This is a genomic window from Paraburkholderia nodosa (assembly GCF_001718195.1).
Classification (GTDB): domain Bacteria; phylum Pseudomonadota; class Gammaproteobacteria; order Burkholderiales; family Burkholderiaceae; genus Paraburkholderia; species Paraburkholderia nodosa_A.
Genome location: NZ_MCNV01000042.1, coordinates 1 through 13955 on the forward strand (window position 1 = coordinate 1; position 13955 = coordinate 13955).

The 13955-nt window shown below is 66.4% G+C and carries 13 protein-coding genes; 5 read left to right on the forward strand and 8 right to left on the reverse strand.

Translation table 11 applies throughout. The features are described 5' to 3' along the window. The 5 genes from BFD71_RS36425 to BFD71_RS36445 form a co-directional block, all read right to left on the reverse strand. Positions 1 to 204: helix-turn-helix domain-containing protein (locus BFD71_RS36425; protein ID WP_141710898.1), on the reverse strand; the 204-nt coding region annotated here is incomplete at its 3' end. A 185-nt stretch (positions 205 to 389) separates the two neighbouring features. Then, positions 390 to 2204 (reverse strand): trypsin-like peptidase domain-containing protein, encoded by a 1815-nt coding sequence (locus BFD71_RS36430; RefSeq protein ID WP_069269045.1) that lies wholly within the window; start codon positions 2202 to 2204, stop codon positions 390 to 392. A gap of 316 nt (positions 2205 to 2520) precedes the next feature. Beyond that, positions 2521 to 2853, reverse strand: a complete 333-nt coding sequence (locus BFD71_RS36435) for a DUF4148 domain-containing protein (RefSeq protein ID WP_069269046.1) — start codon at positions 2851 to 2853, stop codon at positions 2521 to 2523. Positions 2854 to 2983: 130 nt separating this feature from the next. Further along, entirely contained in the window at positions 2984 to 3553 is a 570-nt protein-coding gene (locus tag BFD71_RS36440; RefSeq protein WP_069269047.1) for a chromate transporter, read from the reverse strand. Further along, positions 3550 to 4122 (reverse strand): chromate transporter, encoded by a 573-nt coding sequence (locus BFD71_RS36445; protein WP_069269048.1) that lies wholly within the window; start codon positions 4120 to 4122, stop codon positions 3550 to 3552. Before BFD71_RS36445 ends, BFD71_RS36440 begins: the two co-directional genes overlap by 4 nt. A 244-nt stretch (positions 4123 to 4366) precedes the next feature. Here BFD71_RS36445 and BFD71_RS36450 point away from each other — a divergent pair, with 244 nt between their 5' ends. Beyond that, complete coding sequence (locus BFD71_RS36450) at positions 4367 to 5470, forward strand: extracellular catalytic domain type 1 short-chain-length polyhydroxyalkanoate depolymerase (protein ID WP_069269049.1); 1104 nt, start codon at positions 4367 to 4369, stop codon at positions 5468 to 5470. A gap of 8 nt (positions 5471 to 5478) precedes the next feature. On the opposite strand, the gene BFD71_RS36455 is transcribed toward BFD71_RS36450, so the two are convergent. Beyond that, a complete protein-coding gene (locus BFD71_RS36455) occupies positions 5479 to 6882 on the reverse strand; it encodes a DHA2 family efflux MFS transporter permease subunit (protein ID WP_069269050.1) in 1404 nt (467 codons plus the stop codon). Then, the gene (locus tag BFD71_RS36460; protein WP_069269051.1) at positions 6879 to 7307 is read right to left on the reverse strand and encodes a MarR family winged helix-turn-helix transcriptional regulator; all 429 of its coding nucleotides are present in this window, start codon (positions 7305 to 7307) and stop codon (positions 6879 to 6881) included. The genes BFD71_RS36455 and BFD71_RS36460 overlap by 4 nt, the downstream gene beginning before the upstream one ends. A gap of 188 nt (positions 7308 to 7495) precedes the next feature. On the opposite strand from BFD71_RS36460, the gene BFD71_RS36465 reads away from it, so the two are divergent. From BFD71_RS36465 to BFD71_RS36480, 4 genes are all read left to right on the forward strand, one after another. Continuing rightward, positions 7496 to 8749, forward strand: a complete 1254-nt coding sequence (locus BFD71_RS36465) for a DUF1479 domain-containing protein (protein ID WP_069269052.1) — start codon at positions 7496 to 7498, stop codon at positions 8747 to 8749. A 102-nt stretch (positions 8750 to 8851) separates the two neighbouring features. Further along, positions 8852 to 9895, forward strand: a complete 1044-nt coding sequence (locus BFD71_RS36470; RefSeq protein ID WP_069269082.1) for a transporter — start codon at positions 8852 to 8854, stop codon at positions 9893 to 9895. Positions 9896 to 10168: 273 nt separating this feature from the next. Continuing rightward, complete coding sequence (locus BFD71_RS36475; protein WP_176733016.1) at positions 10169 to 11779, forward strand: EAL domain-containing protein; 1611 nt, start codon at positions 10169 to 10171, stop codon at positions 11777 to 11779. Positions 11780 to 11918: 139 nt separating this feature from the next. Beyond that, complete coding sequence (locus BFD71_RS36480; RefSeq protein WP_069269083.1) at positions 11919 to 12890, forward strand: sulfonate ABC transporter substrate-binding protein; 972 nt, start codon at positions 11919 to 11921, stop codon at positions 12888 to 12890. 43 nt (positions 12891 to 12933) lie between these two features. On the opposite strand, the gene BFD71_RS36485 is transcribed toward BFD71_RS36480, so the two are convergent. After that, the gene (locus tag BFD71_RS36485) at positions 12934 to 13878 is read right to left on the reverse strand and encodes an ABC transporter substrate-binding protein (RefSeq protein WP_069269054.1); all 945 of its coding nucleotides are present in this window, start codon (positions 13876 to 13878) and stop codon (positions 12934 to 12936) included. Positions 13879 to 13955 lie beyond the last annotated feature (77 nt).

The window sequence follows — 13955 nt, forward strand, 5'->3', positions numbered from 1 at the left end:
CGCCGGACTCTGCAGGGGCCGGCGCGAGCGGTCCGCCAACGCCGTGGCGCCGTCATCCTGTGCATGCCGGGCAAGCCACTTGTAGCCGGTCTTCGGGCTGATGCCGAAACGCCGGCATAGTTCACGCCGGTTGGCGCCGTCCTGCAGGGCCAGATTCACGAATTCCAGACGCAGGTTCATGGTGTTTCTCGGGTTCCAGGGCATGAACGGCTCCAGGCGAATCACTCGCCCGAAGTGTTACCCATGTCCCCGCACACCTGTTACCCATGTCTCCGGTCCATACACCGCTGCAAAGAAAAGTAGGTGCCGCCCCGCACAGGGGCAACGCATGCACACCGACGCGAAAACAGGTAATCGCACAAGCAGCCAGGAACCGAGCGCAGCGCCAATCACCTGACCTTCACAGCCACAAAGCTCCTCGCATTATTCCGCTGAATCAGCAGCGACATACTCTTCGTCGCCTTCGCCTCGAGCGCGACAGCTTGCTCCTGCGATTCGACCAGCGTGTCATCGAGCGACAGCACGACATCTCCAGCCCGCACACCCGCGCTCGCAGCCGGCCCAGTGGAGGCTTCCACCATCAAACCAAGCGGCAACCCGGTCGAGCGCTTTTCCTCGGCGCTCAGCGCATGCGCGATCAGACCGAGTCGGTCGGCGGCATGGCGCGGAGCCGGTGTTGCGGCGGCGGCCTGCGCGTTCGGGTCCGCCATCACCGTTTTGACGGCTTTCACGTCAGACGGTGGGGCCTTGCTCACCGGATCGGCTACTGCGGGTGCGACCGGCGCGTCGGTCTTCTCCACCGCCTGTGCGGCATCGGTTGCTTGAGCTGCTGTCGCACCCGCAGTCCCAGCGGCCGCTCCTGTCGCCGCCGCATCCGCATCCGCCGCCTTCGCCTCGAACGCCGTGTTCGAGAAGCCGGCCACCGCGGGCTGGCGGTTGCGGATCACCTTCAGCGACGCCGGCGTGGCCGGCGGCACGGCAGCCAGCGCGGCGGCGAGCGTCGCGGCCCGGTCGACGGGTTTGGTGCCGACCTGCACGATCACGTCGCCGGTCCGGATACCCGCTTTGCCGATGGGCGAGCCGGGATCGACGGCGTCGACGAGCGCGCCGCCCGCGTGCGGCAAGCCGAGCGCCGCCGCAAGCCCGGGACTCACGTCCTCGACCTGCATGCCGAAGGTGCGGATCGTGCCGCCGTTGCCCGCGTTTGCCGCGGTCGCCGCATTGGCGCTGGCGGCGGGCGCCGCCTTGCGTGCCTGCAACTGGGCGCGGAACTGGTTGGCGGCGTCGATTGGAATCGCAAAGGTCAGGCCCTGGTAGCGGCCGCCATCCGCGTAAATCTGCACGCCGATGCCGATCACCTCGCCCGCGCGATTGAAGATCGGGCCGCCGGAGTTGTCGGGGTTGACCGCCACATCGGTCTGCAGGAACGGGAACGCCTTGCCGTCGGGCAGCGTGCGCGAGGTCGCGCTGAGGATGCCCGTCGTCACGGTGTTCTGATAGCTGTCCGGCGACCCGATCGACAGCACCGGTTCGCCGGCGTGCACCTTCGCCGTATCGGCGAGCTTCACGAACGGCAGATCGTGGCCGTCGATCTGCAGCACGGCAACGTCGCTTTGCGGGTCGACGGCAACGACCTCCGCCTTGAACTCGCGCTTGTCCGTCAGCCGCACGGTCACCTGCTCGGCGCTGTCGACGATATGCGCCGTGGTCAGCACGACGCCATCGGGGCTGACGATGAAGCCGGAGCCCGCGCCCGTCATCACGCGCGGTCCGCTGGCCTCGGCGTCGGACGCCGGCTTCGGCGCGCGACTGAAGAACGCGAAGAAAGGATCGGCGTCGTCGATGGCTTCCTGCTCGGGCGGCGCGGACGGGTCGTCGGGGCTGCGCGCGATCACGTGCACGACGGCGGGGCCGTAGCGCTCGGCGAGCGAGAAGAAGTCGGGTGTGGCCACGGCCGCCGGCGCGGTGGCCTCGGCGCTAGCCTTCGGGGCGGCGGCTTTGTCGCCAGCCGCTTTGTCGCTAGCCGCCGTAGCGCTTGCCGCCTTGTCGTTAGCGGCCTTGTTGGCGGCGGCTTTGTTGGCGGGCGGTTTGGTGGCGGCCGGAGGCGGCGTTGCCGCGTTCGCCTCGTAACAGAAAGCGCTGGCAAGCGCGAGGGCAAGCGCCGCCGCAGGGCGCGAAGTGCGGGCGAAAGACAGGCGGAGCACAGCACACCTCCCAGTGGTCATCGTGCTGGCGGGCGGCACGCGATCGCGGATAGCAAACGAGTGCCGACGACCATAGTGTAGTCACGCCACAAGGCAATTGGGGGGCAGGGTTTGTCCTGTAGCGCACGCAAATCGGCACTCAGGCGTAACGACGCATGCGCGGCGCATCGAAGATGACGCTTTGCTGACTTTGCGGCTGATCAGGCTGCTCAGGAAAGGGAGGGGGCGACGCCGAACAGGTGCGCGAGATGCCCCGCTCGTTGCGAGCGGGGCGTTCGGCTCTGGGGGGCGGCGCGAGTGCGTATCGCGATCGCTTTCAGCTACCCGAATACAGGTTGCAGAAGCTCACCGGCCCGACACACGTCGTCGTGTGCGGTGCGCCGGCGTCGCTCGTGCCCTGCATGGGCGCGCCCATGCCGCCCGGTTCCTGCTGTTGATGCTGTGCCTTCGCACGCGCGACTTGCTGCGCGGAGATGGGGCTCACGTCTGGATACGAGCTATCGGTCACGAATTGCGAACCGTTGGCCTGCGCTTCGATCAACTGTTCGCGCACCTGGGCACGCGTGAGTCCTTGTGCGGACGCGGTGGATACAGCGCCGATGCAAGTCGTCACGACGAGCAAGGCGAAAAGCGGGCGGCGGATGATCATTTCGAACTCCTGATGAAATAGCATGGTTCGGCGACCGGCTGGAGCACGGTCGAATCAACGGAGACTGCAATGGGTATACCGCTGAAGGTGGATTGCTATTCCCGTGGAGTTGCAACGGCGGGGTATTTTTCTATGTGAGCTGTACCTGGAGCCAATGCGGCAGTTCCGCGCCGATCAGGCTGACGCCAAAGAGCGCGAGTGCGCCGGCAAATAGAAGGACAAGCGGACTCACCCGCGTTCTGAGCAACACGCAAAGGGACATTACGGCGATGGCCTTCGCGGGCAGGCCGCCGTTGAGCGACTTGAGCAGCACCCAGCCCGCCGCGAGCATCATGCCGGCCGCGATGGGACGCAGGCCGCGCTCGAGCGCCAGCTGCCACGCCGCGCCCTGATAGCGACCCCAGATATGCGTGATGCCGTAGATGAGGATCGCGGTTGGCAGCAGGAGCGCGGCGGTCGCCACGAGCGCGCCCCAGAAGCCGGCGACCTGCCAACCGATCAACGTGACGAGCAGCGAGCCGGGACCCGGCGCCATGCGTGAAATCGCGAAGTCGGCGGCGAATTGCGAATGCGTCATCCACGGATGCACGTCCACGACCTGGCGCTCGATTTCGGCGACGATCGCCTGGCCGCCGCCGATCGTCACGAGCGAAAGTGGCGCGAAAATGGCGGCTAGCTGACCGAGCAGGCGTCCATTCATCGCGCACCCCGGCGGATCGCTACGTATTCGTAGAGCACGCTCACAGTGCCGCCTGCCACGACCACCCACACCAGCGACAAACGCAGAATGCCGATCGCAAGAAAGGTCGCTGCCATGAGCAGCAGCGCAAGCCCCTGCCGCCTCACGCGCCGAGCGGTGACGACGCCCATCGACAGCGACAACCCCGTGGCCGCCGCGGCGGCGCCTGCGATCAGAATCTGCGTGAGTGGATGGAAGATGAGCGCGCCGACCACGCTGCCGATCACGACGATCAGACACGCGGGCGGCACGACGATGCCCGTTACGGCCACGGCGGCACCGCGCCAGCCGAGCAGCCGGTGCCCGATCCAGATCGCCATGTTTTTCACGTTGATGCCGGGCAGCGCCTGCGAGAGGGCGAGGCCGTTGAGAAAGTCCTCTTCGCTGATCCAGTCGCGATCGTGGACGAATTCGCGCAACAGCCAGCCGCTCAAGCCGCCGCCAAAGCTCGTCATGCCAATGCGGCTGAAGATCAGAAAGAGTCCGAACAGCGTGGGGCGCGGCGAGGGGTTTGGCGTGGAAGCAGTCACGGGGATGACGCAAAGCGGGTAATGCCGAACGGTTCGGCGGTCGTCTCGTGCGGTGGTGGCCAAAATTATAGCGCCGCAACACGTGTGGCGCGGAGGGCGCGCGGTCACGCAAAATTCAGCGCGAGGTCAGGGCCGTTATGATGGTCGTACTCGCAGCGGCGCGATCGCTGTGATCGTTGTATCTGCGCTGTCCGCCGTGTGCCGCCTGGCGTGACGTGAACAAAACGCCCTGCCGCCATTGCTCATGCCCAGGAAAAAGACCAGCGTCTGGCTCAAAGGTCTCGAATTGCTCACCCGCATGAGCGCACCGCGACCGAAGAAAAGGGCCGCCGCACGCAAAACGGCGCCCGCCAAGGCCGCGCAGGTCGCGAGGCCGGCAGCCAAACCGGCGAGGCGCGCCGGGAAGGCGCATGTGGGGCGTGCGCAGCCGACGGGCACGGCCGGCAGGTGGATCCGCTCCTATCATTCCGCGCCGCCCAGGGCCGGGCATCTCGTCAACCATCTCGCGTATGCGCTCTATTTGCCCGCCGGTGCGGCCAGCGCCACGGGCCTGCCGCTCGTGGTCATGCTGCACGGCTGCAAGCAGACGGCGGAGTCGTTCGCCGCGGGCACGCGGGTTTGTCGGCTGGCGGATCGCGCGGGTTTCGGCGTGCTGCTTCCCGAGCAGGCGAAAACGGCGCACGCACAGCGATGCTGGCACTGGCACGGCGATCATGCGCAGTCGGAAGCGCCAGCGGTCGGCTCGCTCGTCGATGCCATCGCGCGCGAGCACGGATTCGATCACGAGCGCATCTACCTGGCGGGCATCTCGGCGGGAGCGGGTCTTGCGTCCGTGCTCGCGATGCGCCATCCGTGGCGGTTCGCGGCAGTGGGCCTGCATTCGGGCCCGGTTTTCGACGCGGCCAGTTCCACCATGAGCGCGATGAGCGTCATGCGCCACGGCAGCCGCGAAGACCCGGTGCATCTGGTCGATGCCGCTCTCGATGTCGCCGCCCATCCCGGTATGCCGGCCTTCGTCGTGCAGGGCGAAATCGACGCGGTCGTGGCAAAGCGCAACGCCGTGCAACTCGGCATGCAGTTCGCGCGTGTCAACCGGCTGCTCGACGCGCAGGGCGAATTACGCGTCGGCGAGATCCGGACCTATAGCCGCGACGCGGTGGCGTATACCGACTACGTCAAGTCGGGCAGGCTCGTCGTGCGTGTATGCGTGGTTCGCGGCCTCGGGCATGCATGGAGCGGCGGCGATCCGCGCGAAGCGTTTCATTCGGACCGAGGCCCCGACGCGATGGCGATGATGTGGCAGTTCTTCCGGCGGCAGCGCCGAAGTGCGGCAGATGAAATGGCGTAAGCGGGGCGTCAGCCATCGTTTGCGCGACGTACTCGCGCCGGCAGCAGCATGGCCGCCGCGAAGCACAGGAGATGCAGCCCGCAGAGCGCCGCGAAGGCCGGCAGGAATTGCCGCGGTTCGGCGGCGGAGGAACTCGGCACGGCGAGAGAAACCGCGATGGAGATGAGCGTCGTGGCGACCGGGCCGCCAATTCTTTGCGCGATATTCAACGCGGTGTTCGCCACGGGAAGCCGCGCCTTCGGTATGCGGGCATACGCGGCGGAAATCGAAGGAATGCTAATGGTTCCCTGACCCGCGCCCGCGATAAAGAGACTCGCCAACGCGAGGCTCGTGGAAAACGCATGGCCGCTCATCCACAAGAACGGCAGCGTGGCGACGAGCGCCAGCAGCGCGCCGCCTGCCGCGAGCGCGCGGCAGCCCAGACGCTCGGTGAGAAAACCCATGCAGGCGAATGAGGCCATCATGCCTGCGCCCGTGGCCGCGAGCAGCCAGCCCGCATGCGCGGCGCTCAGGCCGCAGCCCGCTATGAGGTAGAGCGGAACGGCAAGCTGCCGTCCGTACATGATGCCGTTGGCGAAGAATTGCGTGATGGCGGGAACCGCGAACGTCCGGTTCGCAAAGAGGCGCACGTCGATCAGCGCTGTCGTTGGCCGGCGTAGCGAGTGCCACACGAATCCCGCGAGCAGCGCAGCACCGGCTAGCAGAAACCCCGCGCCTTCGGCGTGCATGGCGTTCTGGAATCCATAGACAAGCGTGGCGAGACCAGGCGAGATCAACGCAAAGCCCGCGAAATCGAAGCGGCGCCTTTGCGGTCGAGCGGCATCGGGCGCCAGCAAACGTGCGGCCAGTGTGACGCCGAGTATGCCGACCGGTACGTTGATCAAAAAGAGCCAGGGCCAGGCGGCCCGCGCGAGTACGGCGCCGGCGAGCACCGGGCCGAGGATCGGCCCGAGCAGGATGGGCAGCGTGGCGTAGCCCATCACGCGCTCCATGTTCTTGCCCGCGACGCGCCCGATCATCATCTGCGCCATGGGTGCGAGCAGCCCGGCCACGAGGCCCTGAACGATGCGCGCACCGATCAGTTCCCCCATGTTTTGCGCCGCGCCGCACAGTACCGAAGCGAGCGTGAAGGCCGTGAAGGCGAAGAGATAGAGCCGCTTCGCGCCGACGCGGTCCACCAGCCAGCCGTTGAGCGGAAGCATGAGCGCCATGGCCAGCAGGTAGCCGCTCATGATCCACTGCGTCGTGGCAACGGGCGAGTGGAGCGCATCGCCGATGGCCGAGAGGGAGACGTTCACGAGCGTCGAATCCATCTGCGCCATGAACGAGCCGATGGAGACGACGATGGCGACCTTCCAGACCGACGCGGGAATCCGGTTGCCGGCACCGCCGGGCTCACGCGTGCCGCTCATCGTTCGGCCAGCCTTCTCATGATGTCGCCCGCCTTGAAAAGCGTGGCGCGCTCGTCTTCGTCGAGGTCCGCGATGGCTTGCGAGAGCCACAGTTGTTTCGCGTCGCGGGTCTGCTTGCGCAGTTGCCTGCCCTTTTGCGTCAGATCGATGAGGAGCTGACGGCCATCGGTCGCATGAGGCGTACGCGTGACGAGGGCCATCTCCTCGAGCGCCGCGACGGTGGCGCCCATCGACTGGGGCCGCATGCCTTCGGCGCGGGCGAGCGCGGCAATCGTGGCGGGACCGTCGTTGGCGAGCCGTGACATGACGACGGACTCGGTCATCGAGAGAGCGCCCGCATAAGACTCGTTGCGCGTGCGACGCACGAGCATGCCGATCGCCTGCATGAGGTCGATGACGGCGGGTTCAGGGGTACTGGCAGACATGGCGATTCACACGGATTCGGTTGGGGTGTGTCCTCGAATCATGAAGATAAACAGGTAGACTTGCAAGTTTATCTGTTAAAAATTCGAGCACCTGAAGAGAGCGATGCCAATCGGCTAACGCCAGACGAGCGCCATTGAGGCGTATGCTTGCGATCAAACGACGGCATTCAACCCCGATGGAGACACGCATGGCGGCACTTCAAATCGACGATCTCCCGGCCGCGATCCGGCAGGCCAAGCGGATGTTGCGCGCGCAACTGCCGAACTATCGCGAAGTGTTCGAGGAGGTCGCGCAGGCCATAGGCGAAGAAGCGCGGCACATCGCCCGGCTGCGCGAGGCGGGCGAGGGTGTGATTCCGGAGATCGCGTTCGCCGACATTCAGGCGCAGCGCGTGAGCCCCGAGGCGATCGCGCTCGTGAAGGCGCGCGGCGCCTGTGTGATCCGCCGCGTGTTCGCGCCGGAGCAGGCCACGCGCTGGGACGCCGAAATTGCCGAGTACGTGGCGCGCAACGACCTAGATGCCCGTGCCGCCGAACGCGCGGCCCAGCGCAATGCCCTCCCGCCGCAGGCGAGCCGCCCGTTGATCTATGGCCTCTACTGGTCGCGGCCGCAGGTGCAGGCGCGCGAGTCCGCCGAACTGACGGCCGCGCGCGTCTTCCTCAACCGCCTGTGGCGTCACGAGAGCGAAGGGCGCGTGCATTTCGATCCCGATGTCGTGCCAGTCTACGCCGACCGTCTGCGGCGCCGGCCGCCCGGAACGGCTGCGCCCGGCCTCGCCGCGCATTGTGACGGCGGTGCGGTCGAGCGCTGGGTCGACGAGAATTTCCGCCAGGTCTATCGCCATGTGTTCTCGGGCGACTGGCGGCGCTACGACCCGTTCGACGGCGCGTACCGCACGCACGCGAGCGAGATTCCCTCGCGCATCGCCTCTTCGATGTTCCGCACTTTCCAGGGCTGGACCGCGCTTACGCCGCAGGGCCCCGGCGACGGCACGCTGCAGATCGTGCCCATCGCCAACGCCATGGCGTACGTCCTCTTGCGCGCGCTGCAGGACGACGTGGCCGAGGACGACTTGTGCGGCGCCCAGCCGGGCCGAGGGCTGCCGATCAGCGCCGAGTGGCATGCGCCGCTGATCGACGCACTGATTTCGATTCCTCAGATGCAGCCCGGCGACACCGTGTTCTGGCACTGCGACGTGATTCACTCCGTGGAAGACGAGCACCGCGGCACCGGCTACAGTAATGTGATGTACATTCCGGCCACGCCGGGTTGCGCGAAGAACGATGCTTATTTGCAGCGCCAGTTGCCGAGCTTTCTCGAAGGCCGCAGCCCGCCCGACTTCCCCCCCGAGCATATCGAAGCCGATCTGGCGGATCGGGCGGGCGTGGCGGATCTCACGCCGCTCGGCCGCACCCAGCTCGGCTTGGCCGGCGTGGCTTAACATGGGCACATGACCCGCGCGTGTCGGCGCATCGATTCGCGCGCTTGCCTGTCAAAGCACGCGTGTGGCATGCTGTGCGCCGATCAACCGGCCATGACGACCATGGATTTCGCTTCGTCCGTCGCAACGTATGGCGCCGACCTGTCGGGCCTCATTTGCGGTTTTCGCTTCACGCCGGGCCAGCCTGGGCAGCCCGTCTCGTGCGACGACGTCCTTGAGGCGTTGCGGCACACGCACGAAAGCGGCGAGCCGCAGGCCGCGCGCGACGACACGTTTTACTGGCTGCACTTCAATCTCGCCCACGCCGCGGCGCAACCGTGGATGCGCGCGCATCTCGACCTGCCCGACGCATTCTTCGAGATGCTCGTGGAAGGCTCGCACTCCACGCGTATCGAACACGTGGACAACGGGCTGTTCGCCGTGGTCAACGACGTGATGTTCGATTTCGAACTCACGCCCTCGCAGATCGCGACGCTCTGGTCGTACACGCACGAGCGCATTCTCGTCACCGCGCGCCTGAAGCCGCTGCGCTCCATCGACCGTCTGCGCGGCTATGTGCGCAACGGCGAGACGTTCCGTTCGCCGGCCGAGCTGCTGATCCACCTGATGCGCGACCAGGCGGACCTCATGGTGGAGATCGTGCGCCGCACGAGTGTCGACGTCGATCGCGCCGAGGACCAGTTTCTCGCCTCGCGCCGCTCTGCGAGCCGCCATGAACTCGCCGCCATGCGGCGCATTCTGGTGCGCCTGCAACGCATGCTCGCGCCGGAGCCGGGCTCGATTTTCCGTCTGCTCGCGCGCCCGCCGCGCTGGCTCCAGACACCGGACATGCAGGACCTGCGCGAGGCGACCGAGGAGTTCTCGCTCGTGCTCGGCGACATGGCCGGACTCGTCGAGCGCATCAAGCTCCTGCAGGAAGAAATTGCCGCGCGTCTCGAAGAGCAGAACAACCGCACGCTTTTCACGCTCACGCTCGTCACCGTGCTCGCTCTGCCGATCAACATCGTCGCGGGTTTTTTCGGCATGAACGTGGGCGGCATTCCGCTCGCGGAAAACCGCCACGGCTTCTGGCTCATGGTGGTGCTCGTCGCGACCTTCACGGCGCTGCTGGGATGGTGGGTGTTCCGCCGGCGCGGCGACACCTGAGGCTTGCGGGGTCGCCGCCGATCTCGAAGGCGCCCAAAGCGTCGCGCGGCGCATTCAGGAGCGCGTGAGCGCCGAAGCTGCGCTCAAGCGCAGCGACTTCGCGCGCTAGCGCAAAAAAGGTCGGCCGCAACCGCATCGAATGCGCATGACGGGCGTTCACGTTAGCTGACGTTTGCGTGCGCGGGGCACCGCGCGCGCCCGCTGCTGGCGCGTTGGTGTATGTTGGCGTCATACCGTAGCCGCTCCCATGACGGCCCTGGTGCGGAGGACGCCTTGCCCGAAGTCTCGCCCAACCCCGGCGCGGTCCGCTCGCGAGTCTCGCGTTTGCTCGTGCTGCTGGTCGTGGCGCTGATTCCGATCCTGCTGTGCGTCGCGCTCGGGCGTTACGAGGCCGAACGCATTGCGCAGCGCGAGGCGAGCCTCGCTTCTGCGTTTATCGTCGGGCAGGTGGTGTCGATCGTCGAGACGGCGCAGAGTGCGGCGCGCACGTTCGCGCCGCGTGCGAACGAAGCGTGCGATACGCTCTCGCCGGATCTCACGCGCAAGGCCGCCGCCGTGCCCTATGTGCGCACGCTCGACATCCTTTACGAAGGCCGCATCGACTGCTCGTCCGCGTACTCGCAACAGGCGGTCCCCGATGGCGGCTGGCTCAATGGCAGCGCGCAGGCCTCGCAGGACGAGTGGCTGCTGATCGTCGACGACACGCCGATGGTGCGCAACCGCCCGTCGCTGCTGGTGGGCGTCGCGGGCGAAGCGGGGCGCGCGGTCGTGGCCGTGGTGGACGTGCAGTACCTGCTGGACCTGCTGCATGGCGCGGCCCCGCTCACGGTGTTTCGCCAGGCCGAGTTGAGGGTGGGCGAGGGCGCCGTGCTGCGCGAAGCCATGGCGCTCGTGAACGTGCGTGGCGCACCGTTGCTGGTCGATGTGCAAAAGCGCATGTCGGGCGCCACAATCGATCTGAAGATCTATGGGCGGCCCGAGCGCATTCTGGAGAACTGGCGTGCCCTGTTGCTGCGCTACATGCCGTGGGCGGCTGCCTTCTCGGCGTGGCTCGTCTGGCTCGTGCGCCGCTTGCAGCAAAGCGGGCAGTCGCGCCGCGAACAACTGCTGCGAGCCATACGCGCGAACGAATTCCATGTCGAATATCAGCCGCTCTACGGCGTCGAAACGGGGCGCTGCGAGGGCGTGGAGGCCTTGCTGCGCTGGGTGCGGCCAGGCACGGGCGCGATCCGTCCAGACGAGTTCATTCAGGTAGCCGAAGAAGAGCACGTGATCGTGCCGCTCACGCAGCATCTGCTGAAGCTCATCGAGCGCGACGTCGCCACTTGGGAGGTCGCGCCGGGCTTTCACCTCGGTGTCAACTTCGCGCCCGAGCATCTGTCGGGCGTACAGCTCGTGAGCGACGTGCAGGCGCTGCGCACGGCCGTGGCGCCGCACGGCGCGACGATCACGCTGGAGATCACCGAGCGTACGCTGGTGCGCAATACCGAGCAGGCGCGCAGCAATCTGGTGACCTTGCGGCGCGAGGGCGTGAGGGTCGCCATCGACGACTTCGGCATGGGATATTGCTCGCTCTCCTATCTCGAGAAATTTCCATTCGATATCCTGAAGATCGATCGCGGCTTCGTGCTCACCATCGATGCGCAAGGCAGCAAGGCGGCCGTGCTCGACGCCATTATCGATCTCGCGCATAGCCTTGGCGCGCGGCTCGTGGCCGAGGGGGTGGAAACGCAGGTGCAGCGCGACTATCTATGTGCGCGCGGCGTCACGTATATCCAGGGCTTTTTCTACGCGAGGCCCATGCCGTCGGAGGCGTTCGTGCGCTGGTATCGCGCGAACGGGGCGCATATGTCGCCCAATCCGCACATGACGGCCGGCACATAGGGCGCCCGCGTATTCCTGCCGGCGTGATTTGCTTAGCGCGAAACATCGGTTCTGCGAACGCGTGCGGCCCGGTAGCATCAACGCTTCGAGGGCTGTGCCGTGTGGGTGCATGCCCCATGCCAACACGGAAGCGCTGAAGATGACTCGCCCCACGTCGCCCAGACTTTATACCCGCCGCCACTTCCTCGCCACGCTGGGCGCAACGCTCGCCGGCGCGGCGCTGCCCGCCACTGCGTTCGCGAAATATCAGCCGGACCAGTTCCGCATCGGCTACCAGAAGGCCGCGAGCACGCTCGTGCTGCTCAAGGCCAACGGCACGCTCGAAACGCGCCTCGCGCCGCTCGGCATCAAGGTATCGTGGACCGAATTCCCGGCCGGCCCGCAATTGCTCGAAGGCTTGAACGTGGGCGCGATCGACTTCGGCTATGTCGGTGAAGCCCCGCCGGTGTTTGCCCAGGCCGCGGGCGCGGATTTCGTCTATACGGCGTATGAGTTGCCCACGCCGCACGCGGAAGGTGTGGTGGTGGCGAAAAACTCGCCGATCCGTGACGTGACGGGACTGAAGGGCAGGAAGATCGGCCTGAATCGCGGCTCGGACGTGCACTGGTTTCTCGTCGCGCTGCTGCAAAAGCAGGGTCTTTCCATTGGCGACGTGCAGCCTGTGTATCTGGCGCCCGCCGACGCGCGCGCGGCGCTGCAAAGCGGCGCCATCGATGCGTGGGCGATCTGGGACCCGTTCCTCGCGGCTGTCGAATCGCAGGACGGCGCACGCCTGCTTGCCGACGCCAGCGGCGTGGCGAGCCATCATCAGTTCTTCCTGAGTCAGCGCGAATTCGCGCAAAACCGCAAGGACGCGCTGGCGATCGCGCTGGACGAACTCGGCAAGACGGGGCAATGGGTGCGCGCCAACACGGCGGCAGCGGCCGCGAAACTCTCACCGATCCAGGGCCTCGATGCGGCGACGATCCAGACCGGCCTCACGCACTACGCGCATGAATATCGGCCCATCGACGCCGCCGTGATCGCGCAGCAGCAGAAGATCGCGGACACGTTCTACGACCTGAAAATCATTCCGCGCCGCGTGGTGACGAAGGACGCCGTGCTTGCTTGACTGCATGAGCACGGGCCATCCCGTGCTCATGCAACGCCAGGGCTTAGTGCTGCGACGACCAGCCCTTGTAGCTGCCCACGTTGTCGCGCGTGACGAGTTGCGGCGTCATTTCGATCATCGGGTTGGCGGGCTTCTTGCCGTTCATGATGTCGTAGCCCACCTGCACGGCCGTTTGCGCCATCTTCCACGGGTCCTGGCTCGCCGAGGCCTGCACCAGCGTATCGGTCTTGAGCGCCGTTTCGATATCGGGCGCGCCGTCCACCGACGTGATCACGATGTTGGTGCGATGCAGCTGCTTCGCGGCAAGGTCGCTGCCAATGGCCTGCGGGTCGTTGATGGCGAACACGCCGGCAATCTTCGGGAAGCGCGTGAGGTAGCCCTGCATCACGTTCATGCCACCTTCACGCGAGCCCTTGGCGTCCTGGTCGTCGGAGAGGATCTTGATGCCGGGCGTCTTCGCGAGCACCTGCTTGCAGCCGTTCACGCGGTCGATCACGGCCGAGACCTGCGGCCCGTTCTGGATGATCACGTTGCCGGTGTTGTTGATCTTTTTCGCGAGGTATTCGCACGAGATCTCGCCGGCCTTCACGTTGTCGGTCTGCACGGTGGCGTCGGCGCCCGCGGCGGCCACGTCCACGGCCATCACCACGATACCGGCCGCCTGCGCCTTCTTCACCGCCGGCAAGATCGCCTTCGGATCGGTCGCGTTCAGGAGGATCATGTCCACGTGCGCCGAAATGAAGTTGTCGATCTGCGTGAACTGCTTGTTGAGGTCGTAGTCGGCGGAAACGGCCGTGACCTTGGCATTCGGGTTGATCTGTTTGGCCTTCGCTTCCGCACCCTGCACGATCGTCACGAAGTACGGGTTGCCGAGCGAACCCACGGTAATGCCAATCGACTTGAGCTGCTTGTCGGCGGCATGCGCGCCTTGCAGTGCGAAACCGAACGTGAGGGCGGCAGCGGCGAGAACGACTTTTTTCTTGAACATGAGGTTGTCTCCTGAGGGGTCCTGTTTGGGTGCTTTCCGGGCGAGCGCAGCAGGACCGCCTGCGCTCGCGCCTGTTT

What these genes read in the sequence shown, in the direction of transcription:
- BFD71_RS36435 (WP_069269046.1), bottom strand. Translation starts at nt 2,853, where the DNA reads ATGATCATCCGCCGCCCGCTTTTCGCCTTGCTCGTCGTGACGACTTGC.
- BFD71_RS36440 (WP_069269047.1), bottom strand. Translation starts at nt 3,553, where the DNA reads ATGAATGGACGCCTGCTCGGTCAGCTAGCCGCCATTTTCGCGCCACTT.
- BFD71_RS36450 (WP_069269049.1), top strand. Translation starts at nt 4,367, where the DNA reads ATGCCCAGGAAAAAGACCAGCGTCTGGCTCAAAGGTCTCGAATTGCTC.
- BFD71_RS36455 (WP_069269050.1), bottom strand. Translation starts at nt 6,882, where the DNA reads ATGAGCGGCACGCGTGAGCCCGGCGGTGCCGGCAACCGGATTCCCGCG.
- BFD71_RS36460 (WP_069269051.1), bottom strand. Translation starts at nt 7,307, where the DNA reads ATGTCTGCCAGTACCCCTGAACCCGCCGTCATCGACCTCATGCAGGCG.
- BFD71_RS36465 (WP_069269052.1), top strand. Translation starts at nt 7,496, where the DNA reads ATGGCGGCACTTCAAATCGACGATCTCCCGGCCGCGATCCGGCAGGCC.
- BFD71_RS36470 (WP_069269082.1), top strand. Translation starts at nt 8,852, where the DNA reads ATGGATTTCGCTTCGTCCGTCGCAACGTATGGCGCCGACCTGTCGGGC.
- BFD71_RS36480 (WP_069269083.1), top strand. Translation starts at nt 11,919, where the DNA reads ATGACTCGCCCCACGTCGCCCAGACTTTATACCCGCCGCCACTTCCTC.
- BFD71_RS36485 (WP_069269054.1), bottom strand. Translation starts at nt 13,878, where the DNA reads ATGTTCAAGAAAAAAGTCGTTCTCGCCGCTGCCGCCCTCACGTTCGGT.